This is a genomic window from Bradyrhizobium sp. (genome assembly GCF_049691595.1).
Lineage (GTDB): Bacteria > Pseudomonadota > Alphaproteobacteria > Rhizobiales > Xanthobacteraceae > Bradyrhizobium.
In genome coordinates, this window is the sequence record NZ_JBAVNZ010000279.1 from 1 (window position 1) to 21,038 (window position 21,038).

The 21,038-nt window shown below is 63.7% G+C and carries 21 protein-coding genes; 12 read left to right on the forward strand and 9 right to left on the reverse strand.

The features are described 5' to 3' along the window. Both WCE35_RS12625 and ccoS read left to right on the forward strand, forming a co-directional pair. On the forward strand, positions 1–632 hold a 632-nt coding region (locus WCE35_RS12625; protein ID WP_424593680.1), incomplete at its 5' end, for an HAD-IC family P-type ATPase. Next, on the forward strand, positions 632–796 hold the full coding sequence (gene ccoS / locus WCE35_RS12630) for a cbb3-type cytochrome oxidase assembly protein CcoS (protein ID WP_424593681.1): 165 nt from the start codon (positions 632–634) through the stop codon (positions 794–796). The genes WCE35_RS12625 and ccoS, both read left to right, overlap by 1 nt. Here the strand turns inward: ccoS and WCE35_RS12635 are convergent. After that, positions 793–1,212, reverse strand: coding sequence for a MerR family transcriptional regulator (locus tag WCE35_RS12635; RefSeq protein WP_424593682.1), 420 nt, complete (start codon positions 1,210–1,212; stop codon positions 793–795). The genes ccoS and WCE35_RS12635 overlap by 4 nt on opposite strands. A 487-nt stretch (positions 1,213–1,699) precedes the next feature. Here WCE35_RS12635 and WCE35_RS12640 point away from each other — a divergent pair, with 487 nt between their 5' ends. From WCE35_RS12640 to WCE35_RS12655, 4 genes are all read left to right on the forward strand, one after another. Next, positions 1,700–1,933, forward strand: coding sequence for a GDCCVxC domain-containing (seleno)protein (locus WCE35_RS12640; protein WP_424593700.1), 234 nt, complete (start codon positions 1,700–1,702; stop codon positions 1,931–1,933). Positions 1,934–2,042: 109 nt separating this feature from the next. Continuing rightward, a complete protein-coding gene (locus tag WCE35_RS12645) occupies positions 2,043–3,134 on the forward strand; it encodes a helix-turn-helix domain-containing protein (RefSeq protein WP_424593683.1) in 1,092 nt (363 codons plus the stop codon). A 112-nt stretch (positions 3,135–3,246) separates the two neighbouring features. Next, entirely contained in the window at positions 3,247–4,062 is an 816-nt protein-coding gene (locus WCE35_RS12650) for a sterol desaturase family protein (protein ID WP_424593684.1), read from the forward strand. 31 nt (positions 4,063–4,093) lie between these two features. Next, the gene (locus WCE35_RS12655; protein WP_424593685.1) at positions 4,094–4,708 is read left to right on the forward strand and encodes a class I SAM-dependent methyltransferase; all 615 of its coding nucleotides are present in this window, start codon (positions 4,094–4,096) and stop codon (positions 4,706–4,708) included. 24 nt (positions 4,709–4,732) lie between these two features. On the opposite strand, the gene WCE35_RS12660 is transcribed toward WCE35_RS12655, so the two are convergent. From WCE35_RS12660 to WCE35_RS12670, 3 genes are all read right to left on the reverse strand, one after another. Then, on the reverse strand, positions 4,733–4,894 hold the full coding sequence (locus WCE35_RS12660) for a hypothetical protein (RefSeq protein ID WP_424593686.1): 162 nt from the start codon (positions 4,892–4,894) through the stop codon (positions 4,733–4,735). A gap of 110 nt (positions 4,895–5,004) precedes the next feature. Then, entirely contained in the window at positions 5,005–5,739 is a 735-nt protein-coding gene (locus tag WCE35_RS12665; protein ID WP_424593687.1) for an SDR family NAD(P)-dependent oxidoreductase, read from the reverse strand. A 74-nt stretch (positions 5,740–5,813) separates the two neighbouring features. Further along, entirely contained in the window at positions 5,814–6,671 is an 858-nt protein-coding gene (locus tag WCE35_RS12670; RefSeq protein WP_424593688.1) for a VOC family protein, read from the reverse strand. Between the two features lie 74 nt (positions 6,672–6,745). Between WCE35_RS12670 and WCE35_RS12675 the strand changes: the two genes are divergently transcribed. After that, positions 6,746–8,050, forward strand: a complete 1,305-nt coding sequence (locus tag WCE35_RS12675; protein ID WP_424593689.1) for an NAD(P)/FAD-dependent oxidoreductase — start codon at positions 6,746–6,748, stop codon at positions 8,048–8,050. 74 nt (positions 8,051–8,124) lie between these two features. Here WCE35_RS12675 and WCE35_RS12680 read toward each other — a convergent pair whose 3' ends face one another. Genes WCE35_RS12680 through WCE35_RS12695 form a run of 4 tightly spaced genes read right to left on the reverse strand, consistent with a single transcriptional unit; the run spans position 8,125 to position 13,220 of the window. Then, positions 8,125–9,771, reverse strand: coding sequence for an ABC transporter ATP-binding protein (locus WCE35_RS12680; protein ID WP_424593690.1), 1,647 nt, complete (start codon positions 9,769–9,771; stop codon positions 8,125–8,127). Further along, positions 9,768–10,598 carry an ABC transporter permease gene (locus tag WCE35_RS12685; protein ID WP_424593691.1) on the reverse strand — a complete coding sequence of 277 codons (831 nt, stop codon included), beginning with the start codon at positions 10,596–10,598 and terminating at the stop codon, positions 9,768–9,770. The genes WCE35_RS12680 and WCE35_RS12685 overlap by 4 nt, the downstream gene beginning before the upstream one ends. Before the next feature lie 3 nt (positions 10,599–10,601). Next, positions 10,602–11,579: an ABC transporter permease gene (locus WCE35_RS12690; protein ID WP_424593692.1), complete on the reverse strand. Its 978-nt coding sequence runs from the start codon at positions 11,577–11,579 to the stop codon at positions 10,602–10,604. A gap of 24 nt (positions 11,580–11,603) precedes the next feature. Then, a complete protein-coding gene (locus tag WCE35_RS12695) occupies positions 11,604–13,220 on the reverse strand; it encodes an ABC transporter substrate-binding protein (RefSeq protein WP_424593693.1) in 1,617 nt (538 codons plus the stop codon). 432 nt (positions 13,221–13,652) lie between these two features. On the opposite strand from WCE35_RS12695, the gene WCE35_RS12700 reads away from it, so the two are divergent. After that, positions 13,653–13,952, forward strand: coding sequence for an HU family DNA-binding protein (locus tag WCE35_RS12700; protein ID WP_424593694.1), 300 nt, complete (start codon positions 13,653–13,655; stop codon positions 13,950–13,952). Between the two features lie 82 nt (positions 13,953–14,034). Here WCE35_RS12700 and WCE35_RS12705 read toward each other — a convergent pair whose 3' ends face one another. Then, a complete protein-coding gene (locus WCE35_RS12705) occupies positions 14,035–14,814 on the reverse strand; it encodes an SDR family oxidoreductase (RefSeq protein ID WP_424593695.1) in 780 nt (259 codons plus the stop codon). A 124-nt stretch (positions 14,815–14,938) separates the two neighbouring features. On the opposite strand from WCE35_RS12705, the gene WCE35_RS12710 reads away from it, so the two are divergent. From WCE35_RS12710 to WCE35_RS12725, 4 genes are all read left to right on the forward strand, one after another. Further along, positions 14,939–16,252, forward strand: coding sequence for an aspartate aminotransferase family protein (locus WCE35_RS12710; protein ID WP_424593696.1), 1,314 nt, complete (start codon positions 14,939–14,941; stop codon positions 16,250–16,252). A 303-nt stretch (positions 16,253–16,555) separates the two neighbouring features. After that, on the forward strand, positions 16,556–17,101 hold the full coding sequence (locus tag WCE35_RS12715) for a helix-turn-helix transcriptional regulator (RefSeq protein ID WP_424593697.1): 546 nt from the start codon (positions 16,556–16,558) through the stop codon (positions 17,099–17,101). Between the two features lie 455 nt (positions 17,102–17,556). Then, positions 17,557–19,221, forward strand: a complete 1,665-nt coding sequence (locus WCE35_RS12720; protein ID WP_424593698.1) for a hydantoinase B/oxoprolinase family protein — start codon at positions 17,557–17,559, stop codon at positions 19,219–19,221. Positions 19,222–19,223: 2 nt separating this feature from the next. Continuing rightward, on the forward strand, positions 19,224–21,038 hold a 1,815-nt coding region (locus WCE35_RS12725), incomplete at its 3' end, for a hydantoinase/oxoprolinase family protein (protein WP_424593699.1).

Here is a 21,038-nt window from a genome sequence, read left to right on the forward strand (position 1 = left end):
CCCGAGCCAACGAAATCCTGAGCCAGGATCCCGAAGTTTCGGTTGTCGCCTTCCGGCGCGGGGAGGATTGTCATGTCTTTGCGGTCCGGCAGCGGCTGCGGGCCGATGCGGCGGCCGCCATTGCGTCGCTGCGGGCGCGCGGCATCGCGGTCGAGTTGCTGTCAGGCGATCGGGAGCCCGCGGTCCGGCACGCGGCGCGGGCGTTGGGCGTGCCGGGCTGGCGCGCCGGCATGACTCCCGCCGACAAGATCGCCCATATCGAGGCATTGAAGCGGAGCGGGTCCAGGGTGATGATGGTCGGCGACGGGATGAACGACGCGCCGTCGCTGGCCGCGGCCAACGTCTCGATGTCGCCGATCAGCGCCACCCATCTCAGTCAGGCCACCGCCGATCTGGTGTTCCTCGGCAATGAGCTTGCGCCGGTGGTGGCGGCCGTTGATTTCTCGCGCAAGGCCATGCATCTGATGCGGCAGAATCTCGGGCTGGCGATCGGCTACAATGTGCTGGCGGTTCCGATCGCGATCGCTGGGCTTGCGACCCCGCTGGTCGCCGCGGTCGCGATGTCGGGTTCATCGCTGCTGGTGATGCTCAATGCCCTGCGGGCTCGCCGCGTGAGGGTGGGGGGCGCGTGATGGAAGTCCTGGTCTATCTGGTGCCGTTGGCGCTGATGCTGGGCCTGGTCGGCCTCATCGGCTTTCTATGGTCGCTCAGGAACGGTCAGTTCGACGATCTCGATGGCGCGGCGTGGCGTGCGATTGCCGATGACGAGCCGGCACAGGATTCCTCTTCCGATTAATCAGGCTGCGGCCTGTTCAGGATGTCGAGCACGGGACATGCTGGCGATGCTTCTCCGCTACATTGAGCGATGGTCGTGGCTAGAATGTTCTCGAGCTTCGCAAGATCCGCCAGCTTTGCTTGGACCCTGACGAGATGAGCGCCGGCGATTTCCTTGACCTCCGCGCACGATCTATGGGTGGGTGCCGCGAGCATCAGAAGCGCGCGGATATCTTCGATGCTGAACCCCAACTCACGGGCTCGGCGAATGAATGACAGTTGCCGGACATGCTTCTCGTCGTACGAACGATGGCCGCTGCCCGTGCGATCGGGCCGCGGCATGAGCCCGATCCGTTCATAGTAGCGCACCGTCTCCAGATTGACCGCAGCCGCTCTGGCCAATTGTCCGATGGTGATAACTCTCGGTTTTGTGATCATTTTTCCCTTGAACCCGTAGCTCCTACGGGTGCGATAATGCCTTAAATCATGCAGGAGCACGAGCCATGGCATTGACAGATACGGCTGCCCCACTCCCGCGCCGCACCGGGAACGGCCCCGGCGAAGTGAGCGGCTGGCTTGCCGGCTTGGGAGCTGTGGCCGGCTTTGGTGCGCTTGCGGCTTCATCCTGCTGCGTGCTGCCTCTGGCGCTTGCGGGGCTCGGGGCTGGCAGCGCGGTATTCGGCGGACTTGAAGTCTTGGTCAACTGGCAGCCGTTGCTGCTCGGAGGCGCGGTGGTGGCTGTGGCGGCAGCATGGACGTTGCTTTTTCGGCGGCGGTCCGTCGCCTGCAACGTTGATGGTTCTTGCTCTGCTGCTTCGAACAGCGCGCGGGTACTCCTTAGTCTGGGCACCGCGTTCGTCATGCTTTCGGTTGGCTGGGGCCCCTATGTTGAGCCCTTCCTCCTCCGGCTTGTGCGATGACGCAAGTGCAGATTCAATCAACGATCACCTGCCCGCATTGCGGTCATCGCGCAACGGAAGCGATGCCAATGGACGCCTGCCAATTCTTCTATGATTGCAAAGGCTGCGGTGCGCGGCTCAAGCCGAAAGCCGGTGACTGCTGTGTGTTTTGCTCTTTCGGCTCTGTGCCGTGTCCGCCGATCCAGGCAGCCAGCGCTGGCGAGAATGTCGCGCCTTGCTGTGCTATTTCACATTGTTGATGGAAGGAGGCGACGCGAGCGCCAGCGGTTGCTAGAAGCTCACTGATATCTGTCGCAGCGAGCGCTGCCTTTTGTCGGGATGAGTTGGTGATGTGCTCGAATCGAATCGATGCTTGAGATCGACGCCTTCTTCCGACCAGCCGCTGTCACGCTGGCGCTGCTAACCGCGTTCCTGCTGTTGCGTGACGCAAGGTTTGATTTCCGGGCGCGATTGGGCGCGCTGTTCGGAATCGGGACTGCCGCCTATATGTTTTGCTCGGGCGCTCCGGGGGCGTGGGGCGCCAGCTCATTGCTGCTGCCGCTATGCATTGGAAACAGCGTTTTTTTCTGGTGGTTCGCGCTGGCGCTGCTGGAGGACGATTTTCGCCTCGAAGCGGTGCATGTCGGCGTCCTGATAGCGGTGCTGGCCTTGGGTTTCGCCCGTGTGGGAGCCCACATTGTCGAGCGCGCTGCGCTTGGGCAGGCGCTCGCTGTCGTCCATAATCTGGTCATTCTGGCGCTCGACGCTCACGTATTGCTGCTTGCCTGGCGCGGTTATGACAATGACCTGCTGGAGAGCCGCAGACGGTTCAGGCTGCTGTTCCTGATTGGCGGAAGTCTGGTGGCCATCGGGATTGCGTTCGCCGAGGCCGCCCTCGCCGGGCGACCTCCTGCCGCCTGGATGCTGGCGCTGCAATCGTCAACTGTCTCGATCCTCGCGGCCTCGGCGGCAACATGGCTGCTCAGTGCATCCGCATCACGCCTGGCGTTCGCGAACATTGTGACTGCCAGGCAGGCCGAACCTGTTCCCGCTATCGATCGCCAGAGATTGGTCGATGAGGCCCTTGGCGCGGCCCTGGAACGCGCCATGAATATCGACCGGTTGTATCTGGAGCAGGGTTTGACCATTGCCGCGCTGGCCAAAAGACTGGGAGTGCCGGAGCACCGCCTGCGCAAACACATCAACGAGGCGCTCGGCCACAGCAATTTCAACGCTTACGTGAATCGTCATCGTATCGCCGCCGCCAAGGCCGCCTTGCGTGATCCCAAACTGGCGCGTTTGCCTGTGCTCACCATTGCGCTCGACTCCGGCTTTGCCTCACTGCCTCCCTTCAACCGCGCGTTCCGTGCCGAAACCGGTCAGTCCGCAACGGCCTACCGGAGCGCCGCATTGGTGGAGATGCGCAGCGCGAACGGGCGGATCGAATCTGAAAAAAGCTAGACGATTTCGGAATCGAGCGCATTTGGCGAGAAATCGAGCGGACAGGTTGCGGATATGCGGCTAGCTGCGGTGAAGGTCTGGAGGACCGGCACAACAGGAGAGTATCCGCGCCATGATGCAGTTCACATCGATCCTTGATGAATTCCGCCAAATCTGGCCCTACGTCTTCGCCAACGATCTTGTCCGCTATCTGATCGGCGCCGGTTCTGTATTCCTTCTCATCTGGGTGATTTTCCGGTCACGACTGGCGGGTAGAAAGATTCGCGGAAACACGCCCCCTGTCAGTCAGATATGGCGGGAGATCGGCCATTCGCTGGTGACCGTGTGCATCTTCGCCTCTGTCGGGACGGCGCTCGGGGTCGGTGCGAGGCATGGCGTATTCCAGATCTACACAGATATATCCCTCCATGGCTGGCAGTATCTCCTCGGAAGCGTCGTTGCGATGATCGTGGTGCAAGACGCCTATTTCTACTGGGTGCATCGGCTCATGCACCGCGTACCGATATTGTGGAGGGTGCATGCTACCCACCATCGCTCGCATCATCCGACGCCGTGGGCAGCCTACGCGTTCGATCCCGGTGAAGCCTTCATCCATGCGCTATTCATGCCGATGTTCGTCGCAATCGTGCCAATGCATGTTGGTGGCCTGTTCGCATTCACCGCGCATATGATGCTGCGCAATGCCATCGGCCATTGCGGCTATGAGCTGTTTCCCAAAGGCTGGGCGGATCGTCCGATGATGGGTCTCGTGACGATGGTCACCCACCACGACATGCACCATGAGCACGCGCCCCGGAATTTCGGGCTCTACTTTACGTGGTGGGATCGATTGATGGGAACCGAGCATCCCGATTATCGGATGCGCACCAGGTTCGTGACGCCGGACAATGCGATGCGTGGTAACCTCAAAGGCATCCACGCGTCATAAATCGGAGCGACAAGCTTCCTGGAGGATATCGATGGGGTTTTACGAGGGTTGGCTGTTTCCGCGGGTACTCGACCTCGTGATGCAGCAGAAACAAATGGTACCTTTTCGAGAACGGATCGGAAAAGCCGCCAGCGGTCGCGTGCTGGACATCGGTATTGGTTCCGGATTGAATCTTCCCTTCTACGGGCCGCAGGCTGATCATGTTTGTGGCGTCGATCCCTCCGCGGAACTGCTGCGATTCGCCGAACAACGCGCCCACAAGGCACAGGTTCCGGTCGAACTGCTGCGCGGCACAGCAGAAGCCTTGCCGCTGGACAAAGCGAGCATCGACACGGTGGTGATGACCTTCACTCTTTGCACCGTGGACGACGCTGCCAGGACGCTCGCGGAGATTCGCCGGGTCCTCAAACCCGCAGGCGTGCTTCTGTTCGCCGAACACGGCCGCGCACCGGAAATTGCCGTGGCTCGCTGGCAGGACAGGCTCACGCCGATATGGAAGCGCGTTGCGGGTGGATGCCGTCTCAATCGCAAACCGGACGATCTGATGCAGTCCGCCGGCTTTCGGATCGAGAGCCTGGAAACCGGTTATCTCAGGGCACCACGGGCCATGGGGTTCGTCTATTCGGGTAGCGCGCGTCCAGGCTGAGTTCTCCGGCTTGGCGGAGGAAACTCACCCGACCGAGGCGCGCTGCAGAAGGTAGAGCCCGACCAGCGCCATCGTTGCCACGGTACTGACGATGGCGAAGATCAGAACCCAATCGGCCCGCCGATATTCGCGGTTCAACACGGTGGCGGTCAGGAGAAATTTCAGGGTGAATCTGGGGTTCGGCATCTAGGCAACGATCCCTGTGCGACAAGGCGGATGAGAAGCTTCAGGCCCTGTCCTCTATCGGCCAAAATCGTGCGGCGGCATTGATACGGATCAAGCAGAGCCGCCAGCCCCTAATTGAACGCCATGCCGCCGCTCATCGCCACCGTCTGTCCGGTCATATAGGGATTGCCGAGCAGCATCATGACGGCCTGCGCGACCTCATCGGCGGTGCCGAAGCGCCCCAGCGGAATCCGGCTGACGAGATTTTCCTGCCCCTTCATCATGTCGGTTGCGATCAGGGAAGGCGCCACCGCGTTGACCGTGATGCCGTCCCTGACGAGGCGCGCGGCATAGCCGCGCGTCAGCCCCTCGATGCCGGCCTTTGACGCGTTGTAATGCGGCCCGATCGAACCGGCGCCCCGCGCGGCGCCCGACGAGATATTGACGATGCGGCCCCATTTCCGGGATCGCATCATCGGCAATACCGCCTGGGTGCACAGAAACACCGATTTCAGATTGACCGCGATGGTGCGGTCGAAATCCGCTTCCGTGAGATCGTCGACACCCCTGACGATGGCGATGCCGGCGTTGTTGACGAGAATGTCGATCGGCCCGAGTTCGGACGTCGCGCGCTCGACCATCGATGCAACCGCGTCGGCGCGCGAGACATCGGCGGCGATCGCAATGGCGCGGCTGCCGCTCGAGCCAATGCGCGTGGCCAGCGCGTCCGCGTCGCCGGCGCGCTCACGATAATTGATGGCGACAGCCGCGCCGGCGTGAGCCAATGCGCGCACGATCGCGGCGCCGATACCGCGCGAACCTCCGGTCACCAATGCGGTGCGGCCACGCAGATTATCTGTCGTCATGGGCATCAAGCGATGTGCAGGCGCGTTGCATTTTCAGACCAGTTCGATGCGCCGTGGCGCGATCGGTGTTTCGGCTAGCCATGGACGAAGGCGAGTAATGTACCATTGCCGGCGGCGGGCGGCACGCAGACGGCCCCGCCACTGCGAACGCCGACGGGGCCGACCGTCCTTTCCGCGGCGGCGAGATCCGAGGTTGCGATCACCAACGCCGCCCCGCCGCGTTCGGGCAGACCGCTCAGCGAAACCCCGGGATAGCGCCTGCCGAGTTGATCCCGCGTCAGGAACACGAAGTCGGCACGGTCCGAACCTGACGGGACCGCAACGGCGCCGTCCGGTTCGGCTCTCGCGTCGCGATCGATCATGCGCGAGAGATGCGCGGCATCCCTGGCCGGCTCCGGCGTCACGATCAGCGCCTGCTTCAGGCGTTTGGCGCCATTGGCGTGTTTCATCAATTCGGGGATCCAGACGGTCTCGCGCGTCTTGTGCTGGCAGGCGAAGATGCGCACGCCGCCCGGCGCTTCCGCGATCGGCCATTGAAAGGTCCTGAATTTCGCTGCCGATCGCGTGCCATCGGGCATCGTCACCGGCCGCTCGAAGTCGGTCGGGCCGATCGGCGTATAGCCGCGCGCGCGAATTTCCTCGGCGCCCGCGGCGGAATCCACCGCGGTGAAGGCGATGCGCTCGATGCCTTCGCCGCGCCTTTCGAGAAACGCCCGCGCCGGAGCATTGTGTTCGGTTACAACCAGCACGCCGAGCAATTCGATATAGTCGGGATCGAGCATGATGGTATAGTTGCCCGATCCCATATGCGCGCTGTGGGTGCCGCGCGGTGAAACCGTGAATCCCAGCCGCTTCCAGTTTTCCGCGGCCTTGTCGAGATCCTTCACCATGATGACGGCGTGATCTATTCCGATGACGTTGTTGAGAGCCACTCTTCTGTTTCCCCGGCATGAACCAGCGTATTAAGCTAACCAGATCGATCAGGCGCCCGCAAGAAAGGATCACGATGACTACCGCAACCGTCCGTTGGCCCGACTCGCTGTGGGCCGCGGCGACGCCGCCTGGGCCCGATCTTCCCGAACTGATCGGCGCGCAACAGGCCGACGTCATCATCATCGGCGCCGGCTTCACCGGGCTGTCGACTGCCCTGCATTTGCGTGAAGCGGGCGTCGACGTCGCGATCGTCGAGGCGATGGAGCCGGGCTGGGGTGCGTCCGGGCGCAATAATGGCCAGGTGATCCCGACATTGTCGCGGCCCGATCCCGAGGACATCATCGCAAAGCATGGCGCGGTCGGCGAACGCTTTGTCGGTCTGCTCCGTGACAGCGCCTCGACCTTGTTCGAGGTCGCGCAGCGCTACCGGATCGAGGCCGAGCAGGAGCAGGCCGGCTGGGTTCAGCCGGTGCATTCGCCCGGCCGCATCAAGATCGCCGAACGGCGGGTGCGGCAGTGGTCGAAGTTCGGCGCCCCCGTTGAATTGCTGTCGCGCGAACAGGCGCGCGACATGCTGGGCTCGGATGCCTGGTTCGGCGGTTTCTGGAACAAAACCGGCGGCCACATCAATCCGCTGGCGTTGTCGCGCGGCCTCGCGCGCACCGTGCTCGGCCTCGGCGCGCGGATCTACGCGCGCTCGCCGGCCATCAGCTTCGAGCGCCGCAACGATCGATGGCGGGTGAAGACGGCGAAGGGCGAGATCGGCGGCCGCGCGCTTGTGGTCGCGACCAACGCCTACAGCGGCGAGTTTTCGAAATCGCTGGTGCCTGACCTGGCCACCGAAGTGATGCCGGTGTTGTCCTGGCAGATGGCGACCCAGCCGCTATCGGACAATGTGCGCAAGACCATCATCCCCGGCCGGCAGGCGATGTCCGATACCCACGGCGAACTCTATTTCGCGCGTTATGATGCGCGAAACCGCCTGGTCACCGGCGGTGCGGTGATCGGCCCCGGCAACAGGGCCGAAAGGCTGAAGGCGAGGGTGGCGGAGCGGCTGCGCCGATTGTGGCCGCAGATCGGCGAGGTGTCGTTCGATCATGCCTGGAACGGCTATGTCGGAATGACCACGGATTTCCTGCCGCGGATCCATCGGCTCGGGCCGGACGCCTATGGCTGGACCGGCTGCAACGGTCGCGCCGTCGCGCTGTCGATCGCGCTTGGCAATGAATTGGCGAAGGCTGTCCGCGGCGTGCCGGAAAAGGATCTGTCGCTGCCGTTCACCCGGCCGGTGCCGATCGCGGCCCATGGGCTGCTTCGCAAACTGGCGCCGCTGATGTTACTGGTCTACCGCTGGCGCGATGCGCGCGAGATCGCTTGAGGAGCAATGACTTTGACTTAACCCGGCACCAGCGTTCAGGTCACCTCGCCCCGCTGCGCCTCAACCTGAACCCATCATGCTTTGGGCACAAGCCTTGCAGCATCGCGCGCGCGCGTGAAATCCCCGCCCGGAATCGAGCTCAGCAGCGCCTGCGTATAGGGGTGTTGCGGGTTGCCGAACACCTCCGCCGCGAGCCCGTGTTCCACCACCGCGCCATCCTTCATCACGGCGACGAGGTCGCAGATTTGGGCCGCGACCCTCAGATCATGCGTGATGAAGACGATCGAGAGGCCAAGCCGCTGGCGCAATTCGGCGAGCAGGTCCAGCACCTGCGCCTGCACCGAAACGTCGAGCGCCGAAACCGGCTCGTCCGCGATCAGGACGTCCGGCTCGAGCGCGAGCGCGCGCGCCAGCCCGATCCGTTGCCGCTGGCCGCCGGAGAATTCATGCGGATACCGGTCGCCCGCTGACGGATCGAGGCCGACCAGCGCGAACAGCTCTTTCGCCCCGGCGATGGCGGCGGCCCGCGGCATGCCGTGCACGATCGGGCCTTGCGCCACCAGTTCCGCCGCCTTGCGTCGCGGATTGAGCGAGGCAAACGGGTCCTGAAACACCATCTGGATATGACGGGTCTCGCGGCGGACCGCTTCGCGCGTGAGCTTTGCCCAGTCCTTGCCGCCAAGCACGATTGATCCGGCATCGGGGTCGATCAGCCGCACGATGCAGCGCGCCAGCGTCGACTTGCCCGAGCCGGATTCGCCGACGATCCCGAGCGTCGCGCCTTTCGGAAGATGGAGCGATACATCCTTGACGGCGGGCGTGACGCGCGCGCCGCGTCCCAGAAACCCGCCGGTTCGATAGGTCTTCGACACGTTCGAGATGGTCAGAATGTTCTGATCCGAAAGGGCGCGTGGCGGCGGCGCCTTCAAGGGCGGAACGGCGGCGATGAGCTGCCTGGTATAGGCGTGCTGCGGACTATTCAGGACCGACGCGGCCGTGCCTTGCTCCACGACGACGCCGTGCTGCATCACCACGACGCGGTCGGCGATCTCGGCGACCACGCCGAAATCATGGGTGATGAACAGCACCGCGGTTTTCTTGCGCCGCTGCAGGTCGCGGATCAGTTGCAATATCTGCGCCTGCGTGGTGACGTCGAGCGCGGTGGTCGGCTCGTCGGCGATCAAGAGTTTCGGATCGAGCGCCAGCGCCATCGCGATCATGGCGCGCTGCCGCTGGCCGCCGGAAAGTTCGTGCGGATAGGCTTTGGCCGCGACCTTGGGGTCGGGGATGCGCACGTCCGCGAGCAGCGCCTGCACCCTGGCGTCGATCTCGGCTTTCGACAGTCCGGTGTGGGTCAAGAACATCTCGGCGATCTGGTCGCCGATGGTGCGCAGCGGATTGAGCGCGGTCATCGGCTCCTGAAAGATCATGGCGATGCCGGCGCCGCGCACCTTGCGCATATCGGCCACGGTCGCGGCGGCAAGATCGCGGCCCTCGAACATCACCCGGCCGCCGTCGATCCTGACCTCGTTCGGCAGCAGCCGCATGATGGCGTTGGCCATGATCGATTTGCCGGAGCCGGATTCACCGACCACGCACAGGATTTCGTTCGACGCGACCGACAGCGAAACATCCGACAAGGCGTTCGGGCGGTCCGCGCCGGCGGGCAGGCGCACGCTGAGCCGGTCGAGCGAGAGGACGGTGTCCAGTGCATCGCTCATCGGCTCTTCAGCCTCGGATTAAGCGCGTCGTTCAGGCCCTGACCGACCAGCGATACCGCCAGCACCGTGATCAGAATGGCGATTCCGGGGAACGCCGAGACGTACCACTGCACCCGCAACACGTCGCGGCCGAGGCCGATCAGATTGCCCCAGGACGCCACATTGGGATCGGACAGGCGCAGGAAGGCGAGCGCGCTTTCGAGCAGGATCGCGACCGCCATCACGACGCTGGCGTAGACGATCACCGGCGGCAAGGCGTTGGGCAGAATCTCGCCGAGGATCAGCTGGATGTCCTTCATGCCGAGCGTTCGCCCGGCCTGGACGAATTCGCGGTTGCGCAGCGACAGGAATTCGGCGCGGGTCAGCCGCGCCGGCGCCGGCCAGGACACCACGCCGACCGCGATGGTGACGGTGGTGAGCGTCGAGCCGAACACCGCGACCAGCACCAGCAGCAGCACGAAATTGGGCAGGGTCTGGAACGCTTCGGTTATCCGCATCAGGAGGTTGTCGATTAAGCCGCCATAGTAGCCGGCGAAGGCCCCGACCAGGATGCCGATCAGGATGGCGATCGCGGTCGCGACCCCGCCGATCAACAGCGAAATCCGCGCGCCGTGGAAGATCTGCGCGGCGATATCGCGGCCGGAATTGTCGGTGCCGAGCAGGAATCGCGGGTTGGAAAACGGCCAGATCAAGGGCCGCCCGGCGAGCGCGAGCGGATCGCGCGGGTAGAGCCAGCCGGCGCTGACCGCCATCGCGATCACGATCAGCAACAGCAGGAGGCCGATGACCGCGGCCGGGCTTCGGAAATAGCGCTTGAGCGCGTCCATGCGTCAGCCTTCGGCCGAAATCCGCGGGTCAAGCCGCGCATAGATCAGGTCGACGACAAAATTGACTGATATGACGAGCAGGGCAGAGACGAACACGATCCCCAAGAGCGTGTTGAGATCGCGCTGCACCACGGATTCGTAAGCCAGGCGTCCAAGACCCGGCAGCGAGAACACGCTCTCGACCACGACGGAGCCGCCCAGCATGGTGCCGGCCTGCAGGCCGATCAGCGTCACCATCGGCAGCAGCGCGTTGCGCAACACATGGCGCGTCACCACCCGGGTTTCGTCCAGGCCCTTGGCGCGCGCGGTCCTGACATAATCGAGGTTGAGCACCTCGAGCAGCGAGGCGCGCATGATGCGCAGGTAAATGGCGAGGAAGATCAGGCCGAGCGTCAGCGTCGGCAGCAAGAGGTGCCGCGCGATATCGAGAATACGCCAGACGCCGGCCTGAACCGCGCCGATATCCTCAAAACCGCCGGCCGGCAGCCATTGCAAATAGATGGAGAACACCACGATCGCCATCAATCCGAACCAGAACGACGGCGTCGCGTAGAAGATCAGTCCGAGCGTCGAGATCAGCGTGTCCGGCCATCGGTTGACGCCGCGCGCGGCGATCACGCCGAACAACAGGCCGAAGAAGAACGCGAATGACAGCGAGGCGGTCATCAGGAGAATTGTCGGCGGCAGCCGTTCCAGGATGACGGTGGCCACCGGCTTGCCGTAGATCGAGGAGAAGCCGAGATCGAGGCGCACCAGCCGCCACAGATAATTGCCGAGTTGCGCCGGGATCGAGAGGTCGAGCCCGTAGAACTTTCGCAGTTCCCGCGCGGTCGCGGCATCGCCGCCGCCCATCTGCGCCATCATCGCATCGACGGTATCGCCGGGTGCCAGTTGCAGCAGCAGAAATACGCCGATCAGGATCAGAAGCAAGGTCGGGATCGAGGCGGCCAGACGCCGCCCCGCAAGGCCTAGGATGCGCATGGGGTCATCTTGACGGATATGGCGTCAGGCGGAAAGCCAAAGATCATGCCAGCTCGTCGAGCCCCAGCGCGGGGTATTGGAGTGGTTGCGCGCCTTCGCTGATATCACGGTGACGAAAATCTGCTCGATCGGCATCCAGACCGGTAGCTCGGTGTTGACCTCCTTGACGAACTCGGCATAGAGCGCCTTGCGTCGGGCGGGATCGACTTCGGTCGCCGCGTTGTCGATGGTGGTGTCGACGGTTGCGTCCTGCCAGCCCCACTGGTTGGTCCAGGGCGCGCCCTTGGGCTGGCCCGAGCGATACCAGACCGTGGTCGAGACCGCGGGATCGTTACGGTACTGGTGCCAGCCGGTGGCGAGATCGAAGGCGTGCTCGTCATAGACCTGTTTGAGAAAACCGCCGCCATCGTTGCGCACGATCTCGACGGGGATGCCGATCTCCGACAGCGACTGCTGGACGAAGGTGGACCACAGCGAGATATCCTCGCCCCATGGCGCCGGAAGCAGTTTGAGCGAGAAGCGGGTGCCGCCCGCGCCGGCCTTGAAGCCGGCCTCGTCGAGTAGCGCAATCGCCTTGGCCTTGTCGTAAGCATATTGCGGCGTATTGGCGCCGGGATAGAAGTCGGCCGAGGTCGAGGGGATCGGCCCGGTGCCGAGCTTGGCGAAATCGCCGAGAAAGTTGTCGATGAAGAACGGCACGTTGATCGCGTGCGCAATGGCGCGGCGGACGCGGATGTCGGACAGCTCCTTGCGGCGGAAGTTGAACTCGAGGGTGTTGGTCCGCGCGTTGCCTTCATTGCCCCTGGTCGAGACGATGAAGCGCTTGTCCTTGGCAAGCCGCGCCATGTCGGAGATCGTCAGCCCCGAGAACGGGCTGTAGTGCAATTCGCCGGCCTCCATCTGCGCCGCCGCGGCGGCGCGATCGGTGATCACGCGCCAGACGATGCGGTCGAGATAGGGCGCGCTGGGGCGCCAGTAATCCGGGTTGCGGTCGGCGATGACGTATTGTCCGCGCTCGTACCTGACGAACTTGAACGGGCCGGTGCCGACCGGCGACAAATTGTTCGGGTTCTGGCGGATGTCGCCATTTTCATAGAGGTGCTTCGGCGAGACATAGCCGAGGTCGGGCAGCGCCCGCAGCAACAGGTTGAGCGGCATCGGCCGTTCGTAGCGGAAGATCGCGGTCTGCGGATCGGGCGTATCGACGGCGGTGAGGAAAAGCTGCAGCGTCGAGCCGTAATTGAGGATCTTCTTCCACATCTGCATGGCGGTGAATTCGACGTCGGCCGAGGTGAACGGCTTGCCGTCGTGCCAGGTGACGCCCTTGCGGAGCTTGAAGGTGACGGTCTTGCCGTCGGGGGCGGCTTCCCAGCTTTCCGCCAGCACGCCGACCGGCTGGCCGGTGCCATCCAGATCGACCAGGTTTTCCAGAATCTTGCCACCGATGATGTAGACGCCGGTGGATGCCTGGATGCTTGGATTGAGCTGGCGCTGCTCGGCGCCGTAGTGGACGTTGAACACGCCGCCCTTGCGTGGCGTTTCCTGCGCGAAGGCCCGCGCCGGATTGACGACGTTGGCGGCGATCGCCGCCGAGGTCAGCAGCGCGGTGCGGCGATTGATCTCAAGACGACTCAGATCCATGCAAGATCCCCGGAATTCGAATGGAAGGCCGGCCGGTCGATCACGGCTGGCTTTGGCTGATGTTACGATGGAAGACGAGCCCAAGTCATTTTCTAATCGCCGCGCGACCGGAAAAATCCTTCCTGAAACCTGAAGTGGAGCAATGGGTTGACCGGCAACTCGATGCAATCGCGCCACCGGGCCAAGGTGGCGATTGCGCGTCGCCACGTGAGGCGCGGGCGGCGTTGTCAGGAACCGGTCTGCCGGGGCCCGTCGCCCATGAGGGCCGAATTTGCCGGTCGGGAGAGGCTCGATAAGCCCTCGAATTCGACTCCAAACAGCATCATTCTGCCGATGTCAACGATCGATATAGTTGTGAAGAATGTCGAAAACACTGTTTTTTTAGGCAGTTTCCGCCATATCGTGCCCACTCCAGAATCAGATGGAGCAACCATGGCTACCCAAATGTCGAAGTCGCAGTTGATCGAGAAGATCGCGACCACCACCGAAATTTCAAAGCGCGAAGTCAAGAGCGTGATGGAGACGCTTGTCGACGTCGGTCACAAGGAACTGAAGAAGAGCGGCGTGTTCCTCGTTCCCGGCTTTGCCAAGTTCGTTGTGGTCAAGAAGCCCGCGACCAAGGCCCGCAAGGGCACCAACCCCTTCACGGGCGAGGAAATGATGTTCAAGGCCAAGCCGGCGCGGAAGATCGTTCGGGCCAGGCCGGTCAAAGCCGCCAAGGACGCGGTCTAGAAGTCAAAAAAGGCCTCCGGTGACGGGGGCCTTTTTACTTCCGGGGTCGTGGATGCCGGCCCTGGGCTGCCGCCGCGCCAGTCTAGACCACGGGTGAACGGCCGCCGTCGACATTGATGGCGGTGCCGGTGATATAGGACCCCTGTTCGGAGGCGAGGAAACAGGCGAGGTTGGCGAACTCCTCCGCCGTACCCATCCGGCCGAGCGGAACGCCGCTGGCGAGATCGCGCGTGAAGGCGTCGAAATCGGTATCCGGCGCTTTCGCGGCGTGCCGCTTCACCCATTGATCGCTGACGATCAGGCCGACCAGCATCGCGTTGACGAGGATGTTGTGCTCGCCGCCCTCGCTCGCCATGACTTTGGTCAGCGCCATGCCGGCGGCCCGCGAAACCGAGGTCGGCGCCGACGCGGCGGCCGGGGCCTTGGCGTAGGTGTTGAGCACGTTGATGATGCGGCCCCATTTGCGCTGCCTCATGCCCGGCCAGACCAGCCGGCTGAAGCGGATCGCCGCGAACAGTTTTAGATCGAGGTCTTGCTGCCAGACGTCGTCGGTGATGGTCTCGAAAGCCATCGCGCGCGACGTTCCCGCATTGTTGACGAGCACGTCGACCTTGCCGAAATCGGCCACGATGCTGTCGTGGGTCCGGGAAATGTCGTCGGCCTTGGAGACGTCGCAGACATAGTCGCGGACCTCGAGACCGTCTTTGCCAAGCAACTCCCGCGCGGCCTTCAGGTCCTGGGCGCCGCGAGCAAGAATAGCGACTCTCGCGCCTGATCCCGCAAATCGCCGCGCGACCGCGAGGCCGATCCCCTTGCTGCCGCCGGTGACCACGGCGACGCGGTCCATCATTGTTATGTTCACGCTTTCCTCCCTTGTCGCAGCAAACGTCGTAACGGACTTCACGGAGGAAGGAAATCGTAGAACGGGCAAAATCGAACGGCTATAAGATCGGATCGAATGCAGCTCTGCAGTCTCGGAAGCCCGCATGTACCCAGATTCAAGCTCGTCATCGCAAAGGATGTATGATCGCGCGCTGTCGAGCCTGCCCGGCGGCAATACCCGCACCACCGTTTTCATGAAGCCCTATCCGATCTACGCGGCGCGCGGCGAGGGCTGTCGCGTCTTCGACGTGGACGGCAACGAATTCATCGATTGCATCAATAATTTTACCTCGCAAATTCACGGCCATGCGCATCCGGCGCTGATCAAGGCTGCGACGGAACAGCTCGCACTCGGATCGGCGTTCGGCCTGCCGACCGAATCCGAGATCGAACTCGCCGAACTGCTCGCCGCGCGGTTGCCGTCGGTCGATCAGGTTCGCTTCGCCAATTCCGGCACCGAGGCGGTGATGATGGCGCTGAAGGCCGCCCGCGCCTTTACCGGCCGGCCGAAGATCGCCAAATGCGAGGGCGCTTACCACGGCTCTTACGATTATGCCGAAGTGAGTCTTGACCCGACGCCGGAAGCGTGGGGCCGCAACGCGCCGGTATCGGTCGCCTACGCCCGGGGCACGCCGGACAACGTGCTGGCCGACGTCGTGACCATCCCGTTCAACGATGCGGAGGCGGCGGTCAGCCTGATCCGCGAGCACGGCGCTGAGCTTGCCTGCGTCCTGGTCGATCCCATGCCAAATCGGGCGGGCCTCGCGCCCGCGGACAAGACTTACCTGGAAGCGCTGCGCATGGTTACACGCGAGGTCGGCGCGCTCCTGGTGTTCGACGAGGTCATCACCTTTCGCCTGGGGTTTCGCGGGGCGCAGGGCTTGTGGAATGTCGACCCTGACCTCACCACGCTCGGCAAGATCATCGGCGGCGGTTTTCCGGTCGGCGCGATCGGCGGCCACAGGGACGTGATGGCGGTGTTCGACCCGCGTCCGGGCAAGCCGGCGCTGCCGCATGGCGGGACGTTTTCCGCCAACCCGGTCACGATGCGGGCGGGTTTGGCCGCGATGCGACTGCTCGACGCCGCCGCCTTCGCGCGCCTCGACACGATGGGAGAGGCGGTTCGCTCGGGCATCGACACCGCCTTCCGCCACCACGGCGTTCCCGGCGGCACGGTCGGGCTTGGCTCGCTCCTGAAGATTCATTTCGCCGATCGGCCGATCCGTGACTATCGATCGGCCTATCTGACGGAGCAGGAGGCCCAGCGCCAGGCTGTCTTCAATCGGGCGCTGCTCAATCGCGGCGTGCTGGCCGCGGGCTATGGATTAATGGCGCTGTCAACGCCGATGACGGATGCCGATATTGATGCCATCATCGAGGCCGCGTCAGGCGCGCTTAAGGAAGTGTCTGCCTCGTGACGATCGCGTCAAGCGCGGGGTGTTGACATTTGTTAACAGTACGCTAAATATCCGGTTCATGGATGGCTAAACGCCCGTCGCACCCAAACAAGGAGATCGAGGCCGCGGTTGCCTATGCTGAGGCGCAGGGGTGGTCATGGGTCAAGGTCAAGGGACACGCCTGGGGTAAACTTCTTTGTGCTCACCATGACAGAGAGGGATCCATCATCTTCGTGTGGTCGACGCCAAGGAACCCGCAGAACCACGCGAAACAACTGAGGCGCGAAATGGACCGCTGCCCTCACAGGCAAGAGGAGGAGACCAATGAAGACATTTGAGTTTAGCATCATTGCTTCCGGCCTCGACCCCGAGGCTGATGATTTCGCAGATCGCTTTTTCAGGGCTGGCTGCGATGACGCAACTATCTCGTTCCAAAAGGGCCACATCATCGTGGACTTTGCGCGCGAGGCCGACTCCATCGTTGCGGCAATTTGTTCCGCCATCGAATGCACAGAGAAGGCGGGCGCGCATGTCAATCGATTGGAGCCTGACCCGTTGGTGAGCTTGTCGGACATCGCAGCGCGAACAGGTCTGTCGCGCGCGGCGATTACCAACTATTCGAAGGGCGATCGCGCCGATAGTTTCCCGTCACCAGTCGCGCGGGTAACTTCCAAGACGTCGCTTTATAGTTGGGCGGCGGTAGCCGCATGGCTGTTCCAGCACAAACAACTTTCTCGCGAAGAAGCCGTCGAAGCCGAAGCCGTAAGGGTTGCGAACGCGGCCATTGAGTCCCGCGAGCCCAGGCTACGCGAGACGCTGCGACGAAGCCTGAAAACTTACGAAGCGAAGCTTGAAAAGGAAGCTGCTTAAGTCTTGGGCTCCAACGCGATTTGATGGCCGCTTCGCCTCATCCCACGGCCCGCACCCCTCCGCCTATCTTACTGATGGCAATCTTGACCCCGACATACTGGCTTCATTGGGACGCTTTGGGCTAGGATGCCACGGGAGGGTTAGAGGATGAAAGATGTCTCGACCATGGCCCAGTATCTCATCTGGGCAATGGAAAATCGCCGGCCTATGGCGACGCAATCAATCTACAAGGCAGTAGAGAAAGTATGTGCACGTCATGGACGAAAGTTGCCGAATGAGTGGGAGGCGGAAATCCGCCGAACACTCCAGGCGCATTGCGCCTCAAGGCCGCAGCACAACGGGAGAGACGATTTTTTTGTTTATCATCGGCGGGGCGTCTGGTCTTGCAACGTGACCTCAACCGACCTTGAGGCACTCTAAACTCGATATCTGAGAAATTACCAAACGAAACCCCAATGCCACCCAAGATCGATCCCATCACCAGATCCGTCGTCCAGCATCGCCTCTCCTCGATCGTGAAGGAAATGGGCGAAGCCATGCTTCGCACCGCCTACTCGCAGATCCTCAATTCAAGCCGGGACTTTTCGCTGGCAATTTGTGACACGCGCGGCCGCCTGATCGCGCAGGCCGACCACATCCCGGTTCACGTCGGGGCGCTGCCCTGGGCGACGCTCGCGGTCGAGCAGCGGTTCGGCGACGTCCGGCCGGGCGATGTCATTCTGCTCAACGATCCCTATCATGGCGGCAGCCATCTGCCCGACCTCACGGCATTCGTGCCGATCTTCGACGGCGAGAAGCGGTTGCTCTGGACCATCGTTCGTGCCCACCAGAGCGACATCGGTGGCGCCACCCATGGCGGCTACAATCCCGCTGCCACCGAAATTTTCCAGGAGGGATTGCGCGTTCCGCCGATCAAGCTGTACGAGGCCGGACGGCTGCGCGACGACCTGCTCGATCTCCTGGCGCTGAATATCCGTAACCCGCGGGAGTTTCGCGGCGATCTCGCCGCGATGATCGGGGCCGCCCATCTCGGCGAGCGGCGGCTGTCGCGGTTGTTCGCGGAATACGGCGCGGCGGTGGTCGAGGCGGCGATCGAGGCGATCCTCGACACGACCGAGCAGCGGACCCGCGCGGTGGTCTCGAGCTGGAAGGACGGCGTGTTTTACGGCGAGGCGTTTCTCGACGATGACGGCCACGGCCGCAGCGACATCAAGATCGCGGCGAAGGTCACCAAGAAGGGCAGCGACATCGAAGTCGACCTGTCGGATTCCGATCCGCAGTCGACCAGCTTCGTCAACTCCTCGCATGCCAACATGCAGGCCGCGGTGGCGATGGCCTTTGCCTATCTGATCGATGCCGATATTCCCAAGAATAGCGGTGCGCTGCGCGCGCTGAAGGTGATTGCGAGGCAGGGAACCGTGGTCTGGGCCGATCCCGGCCGGCCGGTGACGCTTTGCACCAGCCATCCGTCGAACGAGATCGTGGAGGCGATCGTCAAGGCGTTGTCGGCGTCCTGTCCCGAGCGCGCGATGGCGGGATGGAGCCGCAGGTTCCGGATCGCGATCCAGGGCGAAGACCCGCGGACCGGGCGCAACTTCATCTGGCACATGTTCCAGGCGCGCCCCGGCGGCGGCGCGTCGTCCGGCGGCGATGGCTGGTCGTCGATCGGCGAATGGCACACGGTCGGCGGCATCAAGTTCGGCAGCGTCGAGGTTGCCGAGGTGCGCTTTCCCCTGCATTTCCGCCACCACGAATTCCGCGCCGGGTCGGGCGGCGATGGCCAGTTTCGCGGCGGCCTCGGCGTCTCCCTCGATCTGGTGCTGGAGACGGAAAAGCCCGCGCGCGGCAACACCGCGGGCGACGGCGCGCGTCACGGTCCCTGCGGAATGCTCGGTGGCGAAGACGGAAAACCGCATCGCTATCGCCTTTTGTCCGAAGGCTGCGAGCCGCGCGTGTTGCGCACCAAGGAAGTCGGCATCGAGATCCGCCCCGGCGATTGCCTCGAAATACGCTCTTCCGGCGGTGGCGGCTGGGGGCTGCCCGCCCACCGATCGGCCGAAGCACGCCGGCGCGACCGCGAGCAGGGCCTGACTGGCGTCAGTTCGGAGCCGCGCAGCTGACGATGTTCACGATCGGAATAGACGTCGGCGGGACCTACACCGATCTGGTTGCGTCGGACAAAACCGGGCGAACCGTGTTCGCAAAATCGCCGTCCACGCCGGCCGACCAGTCGGTCGGCGTCATGGCTGGGCTGGAAGAGCTGGCACGACGGTTGAACGTGACGCGCGCGGAAATGCTCGCAGCGACCGATCGCCTTGTTCACGGAACGACGGTCGCGACCAACGCTTTGCTGGAGCGCAAGGGCGCCAAGGTCGCGCTTCTGACCACCGAGGGCCATCGCGACGTCATCGAAATGCGCGAAGGCCTTAAGCCCGACCGCTACGATCTGCGTTCGCCGCCACCGGAGCCGCTGGTGCCGCGCGAGCGCCGTTTCGGCGTTCGGGAGCGGCTCAAGGCCAATGGCGAGGTTCTGACGCCGCTGGATGCCGGATCGCTCGGCGACGCCATCGCCGCCGTCAGGACATCCGGCGCGACTTCAGTCGCGGTCTGCTTCCTGCACGCCTATCTCGATCCTGTTCATGAATTCGCGGTTGTCGAGCGGCTGGCACGGGAACTGCCCGGCATCAGCGTGTCGCGGTCGAGCGAGGTGCTGCCGCAGATCAAGGAATATGAGCGCGTCTCGACCACGATCGTGAATGCCTATGTCGAGCCGATCCTGCGACGCTACCTGACCAATCTCGAGCAGCGCCTCACCGAGGCCGGTTTTGGAGGCAACCTGTTTGTCGTGCTGTCGCATGGCGGCATGGCGCCGGTCGAGGAAGCCTCGCGCCTCGCCGCGGGCACGGTGTTGTCGGGACCGGCTGGCGGCATTTCGGGCAGCCGGCGCTGCGCCGATCTGCTTGGCATTGCCGATCTCGTGCCGTTCGACATGGGCGGGACCAGCACGGACATCTCCCTGATATCAAACGGGCAGGTTTCGCTTTCCGTCGACGGAATGCTGGCCGGCCAGCGCATTGCGCTGCGCAGCCTGGATATCGCGAGCATCGCGGCCGGGGGTGGCTCGATCGCCAGCGTCGACGCCAGCCGCACGCTGCGCGTCGGACCGGAAAGCGCCGGCGCGATTCCAGGGCCGGCCGGTTACGGCAATGGCGGCACGGCCGCCACCGTCACCGACGCCAACGTCGTGCTCGGCTATCTCGATGCCGCCGCCTTCATGGGAGGCCGGCGTCCGCTCGATCGCGCGGCGTCGGAAGCCGCCATCGACCGGATCGCGGCGTCGCTGCAACTGTCCCGGCTGCGGGCCGCCGCCGGCATCTACCAGATGATCAATCTGAAGATGGCTGACGGCATTCGGCTGATGACATTGCGCCGCGGCGTCGATCCGCGAAAATTCGCGCTGTTGAGTTTCGGCGGCGCCGCGGGTCTGCACGCCGCCGAGGTCGCGCGCGAATTGGAGATCAGGCGCATCATCGTGCCGACCGTGGCGTCAGTGCTGTCGGCATGGGGCATGCTGACCAGCGATCTGCGCTACGAAATCAGCCGGACCCATTACGGCGCTGGCGCGCGCATTTCGGCCGCCGAGGTGCGCGATCTCTTCGCCCAGCTGGAACAGCAGGCGGCGGGCCGGCTTCGCACGTGGTTCAATGGCCCGGTTTCGATCGAACGGTCCGCCGAGATGCGCTACGGCGAGCAGGTTTTTGAGATCGATGTGCCGTTGACCGCGCTCGATTGGGATGCAACCGACCTTGTCGAGCAGATCGAGGATCGGTTTCATCGCCGCCACGAGGAACTTTACACCTACGCCTCGCGCGGCCAGGAGGTCGTGTTCGTCAATGCGCGGGTCGCGGCGGTTGGCCGGGTATCGCAGCGTGGCCAT